This window comes from Brevibacterium sp. CBA3109, assembly GCF_040256645.1.
GTDB lineage: Bacteria > Actinomycetota > Actinomycetes > Actinomycetales > Brevibacteriaceae > Brevibacterium > Brevibacterium koreense.
This window is the reverse complement of sequence record NZ_CP158281.1, coordinates 1,713,153-1,726,538: the sequence shown is the minus strand read 5'-3', so window position 1 is coordinate 1,726,538 and position 13,386 is coordinate 1,713,153. Positions and strand designations below refer to the sequence as shown.

The following is a 13,386-nucleotide window of genomic DNA, read 5'->3' as shown; positions in this document are numbered from 1 at the left end:
TGCTGATGCAGAGTACGCAGACCTCAGCTGCAGGGAATACAGTGGGGGCGCCACGGGTTGTTACCCGTGGCGCCCCCGAGGGCATCTGACCAGGGCCGCCTCAGATTGTGACCACAACTCAAACAGGGATGGACAATGACGCATTTCGATCTCCTACTGATCGGCACAGGCTCGGGGAACATGTTCCTCGACGACCGGTTCTCCGGCCTCAACGTTGCAATTGCTGAGGAATGGCATTTCGGCGGCACCTGCCTCAACGTGGGGTGCATTCCGACGAAGATGTTCGTCTATCCCGCCACGATCGCCGAACAGGCGGCCCACGCGAAGCACTACAACCTCTCGACCGACTTCCACGGCGTCGATTGGCCAGCGCTGCAGAAGCGCATCTTCGACCGTGTCGACGCCATTGAAGCCGGGGGCCGGGACTACCGCAGCGGGGACCGCCAACCCAATGTGACGGTCGTAGCCGAACACGTTCACTTCACGGGAGCGAAGACGGTGCGAACCGCCTCGGGTGAGAAGATCACCGCCGATCGCATCGTCATCGCAGCCGGGGCCTCTCCCTTCATCCCCGAGGCCGAGGGACTCGATCCGCAACTGGTGGACACCGACGGCTATCCAGTGTTCACGTCGAACTCGATCATGCGTGTTTCCCAGCAACCCGAACGGCTGGTCATCATCGGGTCCGGCATCATCGCGATGGAGTTCGCCCACGTCTTCGCCGGGCTCGGCACCGAGGTGACGGTGATCGCACGTGGTCCTCGCCTGCTCGGCAACATCGACGAGGAGGTATCGGAGGAGTTCACCGAACTCTTCGAACGCACCCATACGGTCCACCGCGGCGCCGAAGTGTCCTCATACTCTTTCGACGACAACCAGGTGACGGTGACGCTGACACCAGGCGGTCGCCTCGGCGATGTCGATCTTCCCTCACAGATAGACACGGACGCGGTCCTCATCGCCACCGGACGGACACCGAACACCACGGGCCTGAACGTCATCGAGGCCGGCTTCGACGTTCTCGACGACGCTCGTCTCAGCGTCGATTCACGGCAGCGCGTGCTTGCCCACGGCCAACCGGTCCCCGGCGTGTTCGCACTCGGCGACATCAGCTCCCCGCACCAGCTCAAACATGTCGCCAATCACGAGGCCGATGTCGTCGGCGACAATCTCGCCATCGACGTGGCGACCGGTGAGCCGGGAAGCGCCGCCGAGGCGGATCTGCGAGAGGTCGATCATCATGGCGTTCCCGGTGCTGTGTTCACCTCACCCCAGGTCGCCTACGTCGGCATCACCGAAGCTGAGGCTCGGCGCGCCGGTCACGACGTGAGTGTGAAGGTGCAGAAGTACTCCGACGTGGCGTACGGCTGGGCGATGGCCGATGACCCGGGGATCGTGAAGCTCATCGCGGACAAGGCGACGCGAAAGATCCTGGGCGCGCACATCGTCGGTCATGAAGCCTCGATGATAGTCCAGCCCCTGATCCAGGCGATGGCGTTCGGACAGCCTGCAGACGAGATGGCCACACGACAGTACTGGATCCATCCCGCACTGCCTGAGGTGGTTGAGAACGCACTCCTGGGCCTCGAATTCGAAGAGACCTGAGGACAGCTCTCAGAACCCGTAGAAGTGCTTTTCCATGATGTTCCTGGCATGGCGGGTGGTGCGCAGGTAGTCATCTTCGAGGTCGTGGCCGCCTCCCGCCGGATATCCGAGCAGTCGGGCCGTGGCCTCAAGCTCGAGGTGCTCCTCCGGCAGCGATTGAGCTGCGCGCCCCCGGTACAGCATGACGGCTGATCGGACATCGGTTGCCAGCTGCCACGCAGCCGCGAGTTCCTCGGCGTCCTCTGTTGGGATGAGCCCCTCCTCGGCTGCGACACTGAGAGCTGACAATGTCGAGGTAGTCCGCAGACCCGGAATCTTGTGAGCGTGTCGCAGCTGCAGGAGCTGAACGGTCCACTCGACGTCGGAGAGACTTCCTCGGCCCAGCTTGAGGTGTCGCCGTTTGTCCGCATTGCGGGGCAGGCGCTCATCTTCCATCCGCGCCTTGAGCGTACGGACCTGGGTCAGCGATTTCGTCGGCATCTCCGCCGGATACCGCAGCGGATCAATGAGTTCGGTGAAGTCCTCGATGAGGCCGGAATCACCGGCGACCGGACGTGCTCTCAACAGTGCCTGCGCCTCCCAGGGCTGAGACCACTTCGCGTAGTAGGCCCGGTAGGAGGACAGGGCTCGGACCAGGGGCCCGTTCTTACCCTCCGGCCGCAGATCCGCGTCGAGATCGACGCCCTGGGCCGCATCGCTGGCCTTCAGCCGGCTGCCGAGGCCGAGCGCGAGCTTGTTGACATGCTTGCTCAGCTTCGACTTGTCCTCGGCTCCCAGTTCCTCACCGACCGAGCGATAGACGAAAGTCACGTCGGCATCGGAGAAGTAGCCGATCTCGTTTCCGCCCCACCGGCCCATCGCGATGATCGCGAACTCGTAAGGAGGGGTCTCCGGCTGGTCGAGGTCCATGCGCACGGCCTGCAATGCGCCGCTGACAGTCAGATCCATCAGGGCGGAGAGGTCACCGGGGATCGTTGCCCGAACCCCGACATCGAGGACATCACGCAAAGCGATGCGCAGAAGCTCACGGCTGTAGGTCTCGCGCAGCGGTGTGATCGCAGATGCTGCGTGTCGTTTGAGGAGGCCTGCGACTTCGGCCTCGAGGGATTTCGGATCACGAGATGTGAGGTTGTCGAAGTTGTCCAACCAGGCCACAGCAGCGGGCTGGCGCAGCAGAAGTTCACTGGCATAGCCGGACAGTGAGAGGACCTCTGCCACCGATTTCGCGGCCAGACCGGAATCGCGGAGCATTTTGAGGAACCAGCCCGACGACGACAGCGAGTCCGTAAGCCGACGAAACGCCAGCAGAGCGACGTCGGGGCTGACTCCGTCCGAGAACCAGTCCAGCAGCGCCGGAAGAACCTGTTTGATGACGAGTGCCGTGCGTGACATGCCCGAGGTCAGCGCCTTGATGTGGGCCAAGGCGCCCTGTGGATCGCGGTAGCCGAAAGCTCGGAGCCGGTCGGCGGCAGCCTGCATGCTGCTGCCGCGGTTGTGGGCGTCAACGACGGCACCGTGCACACCGACTGCTGCGTCGAGGATGGGCCGGTAGAAGATCTGATCGTGCAGGCGAGTGACCTGCCTCGCGTAGTCCTTGCGGGTGTCCTCCAGCCGGGCCCCGGTCCGTGAGCCCGAGGTGAAGACCGATCGGGCCAGGATGCGCAGCTTCTCATCGTCGTCGGGAATGAGCGCGTTGCGCAGCATCCGCGGAATCTGGACCCGGTGTTCGACCACGCGCATGAAGCGGTAAGCGGCGGAGAAGACGAAGGCATCCTCTTTTCCGATATACCCGTGGTCACTCAGCTCTTCCAAGGCGACAAGCGTGTTCGGGGTGCGGATCTCCTCATCCGTGCGACCGTGGACGAGCTGGAGCAGCTGTGCGGAGAACTCCACATCGCGCAGCCCCCCACGTCCCAGTTTGATCTGTCGCGGCGCCTCGGCGGCAGGAATGAGGTCCACGACGCGACGGCGCATCGAGCGGATACCGTCGATGAACCCCTGCCGACTGGCGGCCTCCCACACGAGAGGCAGGAGTGCCTCCACGAACTCCTCGCCCACCCCGACGTCACCGGCCACCGGCCGTGCCTTGAGGAGGGCCTGGAACTCCCAGTTCTTCGCGATGTCCGCGTAGTAACGGGTGAACTCTGACATGGTCCGCACCAGCGCCCCGGCCTTGCCCTCAGGACGCAGCGCTGTGTCGACCTCCCACAGGGCAGGCTCCGCACCGGCATCGGAGAGGATGCCGCGCATCCGTTGGGCAATTTCCGTGGCCAGATCGCGCTGTTCATCGCTCGTCGACGAACCGAGCACGAAAACCACATCGACGTCGGAGACGTAGTTGAGCTCACGAGCCCCGGTCTTGCCCAGGGCGATCACAGAAATACGAACCGTGCGCTGAGGATCGAGCTCTGCTCTGGCAATGGCCAGGGCAGCGTCCATAGCAGCGGCGGCCAGGTCCGAGAGCACAGCCATCACATGATCGACGATCTCCTCGGGCGCCTCGGCGACGAGATCATCGGCGACCAGCCGCAGCTGTGCATCGCGATAGGTGCGGCGAAGGTTTCTGATCGCTTCTTCGCCGAGGTGGTCCGCGGTGGGTGCCGGATCATCGGGATCGGCTCCAACGCTGGCCAGCAGATCGTTGCGCAACGATACCGCCGAGGCTGCCGGTGTGGAGACCATGAGGAACGGTGACTTCTCCACCAGCTGCGGCAGAGACTCCGGATGCCGCACCAGGTGGTCGACCATCGCCTCGGATGTGCCCATGACTGCGAGCACACGTCGCAGCAGCGCTCGGTCGAGTTCGTCCTCGGCAAGATCACCCCCAGTCCCCGAACGGATGGCGTCGAGGAACTGTGGTGCGGACTCTCCGGCAGCTTCCAGGACCCGGAGCAGACCCAGCGCAGCCGCATGCGGATCCGGAGTCGCTTCCAGGAGTTCGATGAAACGCGAGTCGGTGGCCAATGGGTGGCCGAGGAGTTCATTGATCTCGTCGAGGAAGCGGGCAGCTGACTCGGAGACGATCGAGGTGCGCGAAGTGATCCGGGCCATGAGACTACATCGAGCTGAAGTGTTTGCTGAGCTCGTACGGGGTGACCTGAGCGCGATAGTCATTCCATTCCCGGCGCTTGTTGCGCAGGAAGAAGTCGAATACCTCTTCGCCCAGCGTCTCTGCGACCAGTTCGGAGTGCTCCATGATCTCGAGCGCGTGGGACAGACTCGTCGGCAGTGCTTGGATTCCCATCGCACGGCGCTCGGTGTCCGAGAGCTGCCACACGTTGTCCTCGGCCTCCTCAGGCAGCTCGTAGTCTTCCTCGATGCCTTTCAGCCCGGCCGCGAGCATGAGGGCATAGGACAGGTACGGGTTGGCAGAGGAATCAAGGGCCCGGTATTCGATGCGAGCCGACGAGGACTTTCCGGAGTTGTATTGCGGCACGCGGATCAGAGCCGAACGATTCCGGTGTCCCCAGGAGATGTATGACGGAGCTTCGTGGCCGGTCCACAGGCGCTTATACGAGTTCACATGCTGGTTCGTCACCGCTGTGATCTCTGCGGCATGGGTGAGGAGGCCGGCGATGAACTGCTTGCCGGTCTTCGACAGCTGATACATGGCTCCGGGTTCGAAGAAGGCATTGCTCTCTCCCTCGAAGAGTGAGACATGAGTATGCATTCCGTTGCCCGGATGATCATTGAGCGGCTTGGGCATGAAGGATGCGTACACACCCTGAGAGATCGCGACTTCCTTGATCACCGACCTGAAGGTCATGATGTTGTCGGCCATGGTCAGCGCATCAGCATAGCGCAGGTCGATCTCGTTCTGACCGGGGCCAGCTTCATGGTGAGAGAACTCGACGGACAGTCCCATGGCTTCAAGCATGGTGACAGCGGAGCGGCGGAAGTCGTTGGCGGTACCGCCGTTGACATGGTCGAAGTAGCCGGCGGTGTCAACGGGGATGGGTCTGGTCCCCTCGAGGATGCCGGTACCGGGATCGAGATTGTCCGTCTTGAACAGATAGAACTCGATCTCCGGGTGAACATAAAAAGAGAACCCCTTCTCCGCGGCCTTCGCCAACGTCCGTTTGAGAACGTTGCGCGGATCAGCCTGTGCAGGCTCTCCCCCGGGCACGTGGATGTCGCAGAACATCCTCCCTGTGGGTTCCTTCTCACCCCGCCACGGCAGCAGCGAGAAGGTTGATGGATCGGGCTTGAGCACCATATCGGCTTCATAGACTCGTGAGAGACCTTCGACGGCGGAACCGTCGAACCCAATCCCTTCGGAGAAGGCCCCTTCGAGCTCTGCCGGAACCACTGCGACCGATTTCAGCCCGCCGAGGACGTCCGTGAACCACAGACGGATGAAGCGGACTTCACGATCTTCAACGGTGCGAAGAACGAATTCCTCTTGACGCGACATTCCTCAGCCGTTCCACTTCTTATCGTCCTCTTCCCACTCCTCATTGCGGGCCTTGGCCCGCTCAAGGGCGGCTCGAGCCACTTCCTCTGTCTCATAGGGACCCATGCGATGGTCCGCATCGCTGACGAGCCCACGCTCAACCGAGTTGGTCTTCAGATTGAAGTAGTACTTCGAATCGGCATCGTCGATATCTTTGAACAGTCCCATGTCGAGCCCTCCAACGTGGATGTGGTGAATCCTGACAGATTTCAGCTTACCGGTTCTGCCAGGTGTCGCCAGGACCTCGCCACGCGACTTCGTCACGACTGGCCAGGAGATTCCAGAAAATGACCCGGTTCTGTGTCTGCGGACGACAAAATACGGTTGATTCGTATCTTTAGGAAGATTATTCCACCGAATCCGCAAACTGTTACACGAATCCTGGCGATAAAGGTTTGCCCTCCAGACCTTCAACGGAATACAGTGAGATGTATCCTCGGCCACAGCTCGCTCTGGCTGAAACTGCCCATGGGGCAACATGAGAGAAGGAAGACTATGCGCATTTCAGTGCCCACAGAGGTCAAGAACAACGAGTTCCGCGTCGCCATCACCGCCGCCGGTGTCCACGAGCTCGTTGCACACGGACATGAAGTCACCGTTCAGGCCGGCGCCGGAGTCGGGTCATTCATCACAGACGATGAATACACCGAAGCCGGTGCCACCATCGCCGAAGACGCGGAATCCACCTGGACCGCAGGAGACCTGGTCCTCAAGGTCAAAGAACCCATCGCCGAAGAATACGGGTTCCTGCGCAAGGATCTGATCCTCTTCACCTACCTGCACCTGGCCGCAGATGAGGCGCTGACCCAGGCGCTGATGAGCGCAGGCACCACAGCGATCGCCTACGAGACGGTTCAGCCCGACGGCGGAGGCCTTCCGCTGTTGGCGCCGATGAGCGAGATCGCCGGTCGACTGTCAACGCAGGTCGGCGCCCACAGTCTGCTCAAGGCCTCGGGCGGACGCGGCATACTGCTCTCCGGAGTCCCCGGTGTCGAACGCGCCAACGTCGTCGTCATCGGCGCAGGTGTCGCCGGCACCAATGCCGCCCGTATGGCGCTGGGTCTGGGTGCCAACGTCGAAGTCATCGACATCAACATTCCCCGCCTGCGTCAGATCGACGAAACCTTCGCCGGTGCGATCGCCACGAAGGTCTCGAACAAGTACGAGATCACGAAGTCCCTCGCCTCTGCCGACCTGGTCATCGGCTCGGTGCTCATTCCCGGCAAGAAGGCACCGAAGCTCGTCACCGACGAGATGGTTGCGGGAATGAAGCCGGGTTCGGTCCTCGTCGACATCGCCATCGACCAGGGCGGCTGCTTCGAGAACTCGCGTCCCACGACCCACGATGATCCTACGTTCGAGGTGCACAACTCGATCTATTACTGTGTGGCGAACATGCCCGGCGCGGTGCCCAACACAGCCACGGCCGCACTGACGAACGCGACTCTGCCGTTCGCAGTCAAGATCGCCAACCAGGGATGGCACGCAGCCCTGCTGAAGGATTCGGCACTGGCTCGTGGACTCAATATCCACAATGGGCATGTCACCAACGACAACGTCGCCGAGGCCTTCGGACTCGAGGCCGTCTCCGTTGAACATGCCCTGGCGAACTGACATCTGAGCCAGGCGCACACCCCGCACTGATTTGAGTGCAAAGAAGGCCGACATCATTGCGATGATGTCGGCCTTCTGCGATGTGTCGGCCATGCCCGGATGCCTAAGTGCGTGCCCGGAAGCTGATGCGTCAGCCGGCCCCAGGAGCGGGAGCGGCTCAGCTCTGCGGCGGCATCGTCGTCGATCGGAAGTGCTCCTCGCACAGGCTGCCAGCGGCATGCGCGTCTTGGGCGGCGATAGCTTCGACGATGGCCGAGTGATCGGCCACCGCATGGTCGAAGAGTTTGTGAGAGAAAGGGTCGTGGCGGAAGCCCGCGTTGATCCGGGTGTCGATGTCGATTGCCATGCGCACGAGCTCAGGATTATGCCCGGCCCGAGCGATGGCGAAGTGGAACTGTGCGTCAGCTGTTCTGGCCACGCCAGCCTCGGCACGTTCAGAATATCTCTGTGCCAGCTCCCGGAGCCCCGTGAGCTCCTCGTCGGTTCGCCGCAGAGCAGCAGTCGCGGCGAGACTGTTCTGGAAGATCGCACGGGCATCGAGGAGATTTATGCGTTCGGCATAGAACTCACCGATGCGATCGGCCATCGGGGCCAGAGTCGTCGGTTCCGCGTTGGACACGAATGTTCCACCGCCGCGCCCACGCCGCCGTTCGACGACACCGAGACGCTCCAGTCGCAACAGGGCCGCGCGCACACTCGAGCGTGAGACCTGAAGGTCGGCGGCAAGGGCTCGCTCACCGGGCAGCAACGTGCCTTCGGGCAGTGCACCTACAGCGATGCCGGAGAGGATGTGGTCAGCGATCTGCTGCGGCGCGCTAGTGAGACTCACCACATCGCTGAGACCAGAGAACTCAGGACCTGCCGCGGCAATCTGCTCGTTCATCGCTCCTCCGTCCGTTTCATCTCGTCCTTCGAGGTTCCTGGCCGTCGCACGCGCAGGCGACAGTCGCTGTCTTCACTCTAACGTCCGCTGCCACAGCCCGCTTGCACCGACAGGCAGCCCAATTGTGGAATATCTGACCTCAACGGCTCTAGACTCGAAGGCACCATGACTGATTTGCCTCGCCTGCTCGCGCCCGGAACCATCTCGCCTGAATTGGGAGTCCCCCAGAACATCACCAGACCCGAATATGTCGGCCGCGCAGATGCCGACGAGGGTCGGGGCAACAACTTCTATTCCGCCGAGGAGATAGAGAAGGTCCGCGCAGCGGGCCGTATCGCGGCCAATGCTCTGGCCGCTGTCGGCGACATGATCGAACCCGGGGTGACCACCGATGCGATCGACCGTGTCGCCCACGAATACATGTGCGACCACGGCGCCTACCCTTCGACACTGGGCTATCGCGGCTTCCCGAAGTCCGTGTGCACCTCACTCAATGAGGTGATCTGTCACGGCATCCCCGACTCGACAGTCATCGCCGACGGAGACATCGTCAACGTCGACATCACCGCCTACCTCGACGGCATGCACGGAGACACGAACTACACCTTCTATGCCGGCGACGTCGATGACGAGTCTCGTCTGCTCGTGGAACGGACGTGGGAAGCCACGATGCGCGCGATCAAAGCCGTCAAGCCGGGACGTGAGATCAACGTCATCGGACGAGTCATCGAGAAGTACGCGAAGCGCTTCGACTACGGTGTCGTCCGCGACTACAGCGGACACGGGGTCGGCCGTGAGTTCCATTCCGGACTCATCGTCCCCCACTACGATGCCGCACCTGCCCACGCCGAGGTGATGGAACCGGGAATGATCTTCACCATCGAACCGATGCTCAACCTCGGAACCGTCGACTGGGATGTCTGGGACGACGCCTGGACCGTGGTCACCAAGGACCGGAAGCGCTCCGCCCAGTTCGAACACACCCTCGTCGTCACCGAGACCGGTGCCGACATCCTCACCCTTCCCGATGCGCACACAGCGATCGTTGGGGGACCGAGAACTCAACAGGACTGAGATGACTGAGATGACTGACGATACGCAACGCCGCTTCGCCATCGGAGTCGACGTCGGCGGCACCGGAATCAAAGCGGGGCTCGTCGATACCGCCACGGGCTGTCTGGCCTTCAAGCGGGTCAGAATGCTCACACCGAAGCCCAGCACGCCCACGGCCGTGGCCGAGGCCATCGGTGATCTCCTGGATCTCCTCACCGACAAGGCCTTGGAGCTCGCGATCGTCGATGATCGCTCGACGCTCGACGCGCTGCCCATCGGATGCGGATTTCCCGGGGTCGTCCTCGACGACCTGGTGCACTACACCGCCAATCTCGACCAGACGTGGATCGGGTCGAACATCGTGGAGATCCTCTCCGAGCACACCCAGCATCGAGTGTTCATCATGAACGACGCCGATGCCGCGGGACTGGCCGAAATGGCCTTCGGTGCCGGGCACAAGCACCGCAAGAAGACCGTGCTGATGACGACTCTGGGCACGGGCATCGGAACCGCCCTGTTCACTCAGGGACGGTTGGTGCCCTACACCGAGCTGGGCCACATCGAGATGAACGGTCGCGACGCGGAGACGCAGGCAGCCGAATCGGTCAAGGTGGCCGAGAACCTCAGCTACGAGGAATGGGCTGCCAGGCTGCAGCAGTATTACTCGCAGATCGAACTGCTCGTCTCCCCTGACGTCATCATCGTCGGCGGCGGAGTATCGAAGTCGCACGAGAACTTCCTCCATTACATCTCGACTCACGCCGAGCTCAAACCGGCCAAGCTCTTCAACAATGCGGGCATCGTCGGGGCAGCGATTCTGGCCATCAACAACGGCAAGGCGAAAGTGAAGAAGGGCTATTCATAGCCGCGGCCCGCGCCCAAAGAAGACCCACGACAGGAGAGATGGATGAGACCGTTCGGACGCGGCAGTCAACTGGGCATCGTCGTCCTGTTGGCCATTCTGCTGTTCGGCCTCGCCGCAGCATTCGCAATCGTAATGCTCTGGCCGCAGGCACTCCTTGCCAGCATCGTCATCGCCTGCACCACCGTGGTGCTGGTCGCCGTCATCACTCCCCGGATCGTCGACCGCATCTGGGTGCTGTGGTTGGTCGTACCTGCGTTGGCACTCATCGCGCTCGGGACGATCATGCTGGCCGAGGATCTCTCGGTCAGCCGCGACGGTGAACTCACTGAGGTCGTGATCGTCGATCACACCCTCGATGTCGAGACGGTCCACGATTCGGGTGGACGATCACATGAGGCGTATACCCACGAATATGCCATGGAGCGGACGGACGGCACTCCGGTCGAGGAGCCGCTGATCTACCGCGGCCAGGACGGATACGACTTCGAGGAGGGCGAGACGATCACGGTCCTCGTCGATCCTGACGGTCACGCTCCGGCGACACCGGCCCAGAGCGTGGACTTCGGTGCCGATGCCGGCATTGTGATCGTGGGTCTGTTCGCGGTCATCGGTGCGTACGGGGTGTGCTCGCTGCTGCTTCTCAAGGATGCGATCAGGGGACGAGATCGGCGATCGTTCGGTCACTGACCGTGGGAGCTGCACGAACGTCTGCGCGCGATAGTGGCTGACCGAACGGGCGCATGGGCAGCTCTGCATGCCGCGGGAGATCCCACTGATCTGCTGAGGAGAGGACAGGCCACCGATACGCCGGGTTCTGTCATCGAGTCGGTTGCCCTTCTCGACGGACGGTCATCTATCTGGGACCGATGTTGCCACCGGCCTCGAGCAATCCACCCGACGACTCGGCGAGCAGCCTCGAACGTCGTCTGTCTGATCTTGCTCCGGATGGGGTTTACCCAGCGGCGCCGGTCACCCGGCACCCTGGTGGTCTCTTACACCACCGTTTCACCCTTACCCAGTCGGAACTGGGCGGTCTGCTTTCTGCTGCACTGGCCCGCGGGTTGCCCCGGGTGGGTGTTACCCACCATCCCTGCTCTGTGGAGCCCGGACGTTCCTCAGCCCTCGTGAGAGAGCCGCGACCGTCTGGTGACCTGTCCTCGAGTACAGAAGTCTACCCTCATTGCCGGGAATCATCGGCCAGTTTGTCCTACTCCCCCGGTGCAGTCAGTCCACACCCACCCCCTCCGCCTCGGCCCCCGCGCAGCAGGCTCGAGCCAAGCGTGATGAAACTAACGTGGACAGCGAATCGAGGCCCCGCTGTTGGCACCTACGATAGTCAGGTGAAGATCCTATTGCCGCCCTCAGAGGGTAAGACTCCCGCGAGCTCGGGCTCCCCACTTGATCTCCCAGAGCTCTCGGCCCCGGATCTCAACCCACAGCGAAAGAAGGTCCTGACAGCCCTGCAGAAGGTCTCCAAGCGCACCGATGCACTGGATCAGCTCGGTGTGGGAGCCTCCCTCTCAGCCGACGTTGAACGCAACGTCAGTCTCGACACCTTGCCCTGTGCCCCGGCCCTGCTGACTTACTCCGGTGTCCTCTACGAAGCGATGGGCGCGCCGGATCTCGTTGCCGATGCCATGGCCGACGATTCCCTGGCACAGCGTCTGCGGAATGTGCACGTGTTCTCGGCGCTCTTCGGGCAGGTGAACGGGCTCGATCCGATCCCCGCCTATCGGCTGGCGATGAAGACGAACTTGGGCACCCTGGGAAAGCTGTCGTCCTGGTGGAAACCCGTCTTGGCCAAATCGTTCACGATCGACCCCGCCGAGGTGATCCTCGACTGCCGCTCCAGCGAGTACCGGGCCGCATGGCCGGGCCCTCACGAACAGGTTGTCACCCTGGGTGCTGTGAAGGTCAACGGTGCCAAACGCAGCGTGGTCTCCCATTGGGCGAAGTACTATCGCGGCGAATTCGTCGGTCGACTGCTGTCAGACGACCGTGAGCTGCCCACGACCATTGCGGATCTGCTCTCGCGGGCAGAGGAGTCCTATGAGGTCGAGTTCACCCCGCATTCGAAGAGCACACCTGCGGCGCTGACCATCGTCCTGCGCGGCTGAAACACGGTCGCTTGCAGCGTGTGTGCCCTCAGCCTTTGCGCAGCAGAACCGCCTCGCACTCTTGACATTCATAGGTCTGGTTCGGGTCCTCGAGCAGCATGCTCTTCCACGCCATACCGCTGATCTCCTGGCCACAGGCCTGACAGTTCGGACCGTTCAACACCGCGGCCCCGGGTCCGCCCGCGGCGATATTCTGATCAAACCGTTGAACTAATGCTTCGGGCAGGTCAGCCTTCAGCTTCTGAGCCGAGGCGCTGTTGGCCTCGAGCTCCGCAGCCAACTCCGCTTTGCGGTCCTTGATGGCCGCTTGCGTGGTCCGGCCCGCGGCGGTCACCTCGGCGAGGGAGGACTCGACGTCGGAGAGGGCGGCCTCAGCGGATTCGAGTTCCTCCATAGAACCGAGCTCAGCCTCCTCCAGTTCAGCGACTCGTTCCTCATGACCCGAGATTTCGCTCTGCAGATTCACGAGGTCTCGACTGGTCAGGCCGGTGCCGTCGTTGAGTTCGACCGTCTTCTTCTTGATCTGACCATTCTGGATCTCGATGGCCGCGGCATGCTCGTCGACCTCGGTACGTAACTTCTCCACCACCTCGGCGGCGTCGGTCTTCCTGGTCTCCAGCTCCCGGTGCTGGGACACGAGATCCTTCAGCGCCGAGGCCTGACTGGGATTATCGTGTTCGTGCCGCAGCGCGCGTCCGTGGGAGGCGAGTTCGATGAGTGACTCGAGTTCTGTGCGTTGTTCGGCGGTGATCAGCATTGTGGGTTCCTTGTCATCGAAGCTTCAGGGGTCGTGTGC

Annotated in this window: 11 protein-coding genes and 1 other RNA gene; 6 read left to right on the top strand and 6 right to left on the bottom strand. The window is 62.4% G+C overall.

Annotation, left to right across the window (positions count from 1 at the left end; genetic code table 11):
* Nucleotides 1-135 precede the first annotated feature (135 nt).
* A complete protein-coding gene (locus AAFP32_RS08025; protein ID WP_350271357.1) occupies nucleotides 136-1,605 on the top strand; it encodes a mycothione reductase in 1,470 nt (489 codons plus the stop codon).
* A gap of 9 nt (nucleotides 1,606-1,614) precedes the next feature.
* Here AAFP32_RS08025 and AAFP32_RS08020 read toward each other — a convergent pair whose 3' ends face one another.
* From AAFP32_RS08020 to AAFP32_RS08010, 3 genes are read right to left on the bottom strand one after another with little or no spacing between them, the layout of a single operon-like run.
* Complete coding sequence (locus tag AAFP32_RS08020; RefSeq protein WP_350271356.1) at nucleotides 1,615-4,656, bottom strand: bifunctional [glutamine synthetase] adenylyltransferase/[glutamine synthetase]-adenylyl-L-tyrosine phosphorylase; 3,042 nt, start codon at nucleotides 4,654-4,656, stop codon at nucleotides 1,615-1,617.
* 4 nt (nucleotides 4,657-4,660) lie between these two features.
* The gene (gene glnA, locus AAFP32_RS08015; protein ID WP_350271355.1) at nucleotides 4,661-6,019 is read right to left on the bottom strand and encodes a type I glutamate--ammonia ligase; all 1,359 of its coding nucleotides are present in this window, start codon (nucleotides 6,017-6,019) and stop codon (nucleotides 4,661-4,663) included.
* A gap of 3 nt (nucleotides 6,020-6,022) precedes the next feature.
* Nucleotides 6,023-6,226 (bottom strand): hypothetical protein, encoded by a 204-nt coding sequence (locus AAFP32_RS08010; RefSeq protein WP_235347023.1) that lies wholly within the window; start codon nucleotides 6,224-6,226, stop codon nucleotides 6,023-6,025.
* 327 nt (nucleotides 6,227-6,553) lie between these two features.
* On the opposite strand from AAFP32_RS08010, the gene ald reads away from it, so the two are divergent.
* Nucleotides 6,554-7,672, top strand: a complete 1,119-nt coding sequence (ald, locus tag AAFP32_RS08005) for an alanine dehydrogenase (RefSeq protein WP_350271354.1) — start codon at nucleotides 6,554-6,556, stop codon at nucleotides 7,670-7,672.
* Nucleotides 7,673-7,829: 157 nt separating this feature from the next.
* On the opposite strand, the gene AAFP32_RS08000 is transcribed toward ald, so the two are convergent.
* Nucleotides 7,830-8,555: a FadR/GntR family transcriptional regulator gene (locus AAFP32_RS08000; RefSeq protein WP_350271353.1), complete on the bottom strand. Its 726-nt coding sequence runs from the start codon at nucleotides 8,553-8,555 to the stop codon at nucleotides 7,830-7,832.
* A 165-nt stretch (nucleotides 8,556-8,720) separates the two neighbouring features.
* Here AAFP32_RS08000 and map point away from each other — a divergent pair, with 165 nt between their 5' ends.
* Genes map through AAFP32_RS07985 form a run of 3 tightly spaced genes read left to right on the top strand, consistent with a single transcriptional unit; the run spans nucleotide 8,721 to nucleotide 11,160 of the window.
* Entirely contained in the window at nucleotides 8,721-9,629 is a 909-nt protein-coding gene (gene map / locus AAFP32_RS07995; RefSeq protein ID WP_350271352.1) for a type I methionyl aminopeptidase, read from the top strand.
* Nucleotide 9,630: 1 nt separating this feature from the next.
* A complete protein-coding gene (ppgK, locus tag AAFP32_RS07990) occupies nucleotides 9,631-10,473 on the top strand; it encodes a polyphosphate--glucose phosphotransferase (RefSeq protein WP_350271351.1) in 843 nt (280 codons plus the stop codon).
* A 42-nt stretch (nucleotides 10,474-10,515) separates the two neighbouring features.
* Nucleotides 10,516-11,160, top strand: coding sequence for a hypothetical protein (locus AAFP32_RS07985; RefSeq protein WP_350271350.1), 645 nt, complete (start codon nucleotides 10,516-10,518; stop codon nucleotides 11,158-11,160).
* 100 nt (nucleotides 11,161-11,260) lie between these two features.
* Here the strand turns inward: AAFP32_RS07985 and rnpB are convergent.
* An RNA gene (rnpB, locus tag AAFP32_RS07980) (RNase P RNA component class A) lies at nucleotides 11,261-11,628 on the bottom strand.
* A 185-nt stretch (nucleotides 11,629-11,813) separates the two neighbouring features.
* Between rnpB and AAFP32_RS07975 the strand changes: the two genes are divergently transcribed.
* Nucleotides 11,814-12,590 carry a YaaA family protein gene (locus AAFP32_RS07975; RefSeq protein ID WP_350271349.1) on the top strand — a complete coding sequence of 259 codons (777 nt, stop codon included), beginning with the start codon at nucleotides 11,814-11,816 and terminating at the stop codon, nucleotides 12,588-12,590.
* 28 nt (nucleotides 12,591-12,618) lie between these two features.
* Here AAFP32_RS07975 and AAFP32_RS07970 read toward each other — a convergent pair whose 3' ends face one another.
* Complete coding sequence (locus tag AAFP32_RS07970; RefSeq protein ID WP_350271348.1) at nucleotides 12,619-13,347, bottom strand: zinc ribbon domain-containing protein; 729 nt, start codon at nucleotides 13,345-13,347, stop codon at nucleotides 12,619-12,621.
* Between the last annotated feature and the right edge of the window lie 39 nt (nucleotides 13,348-13,386).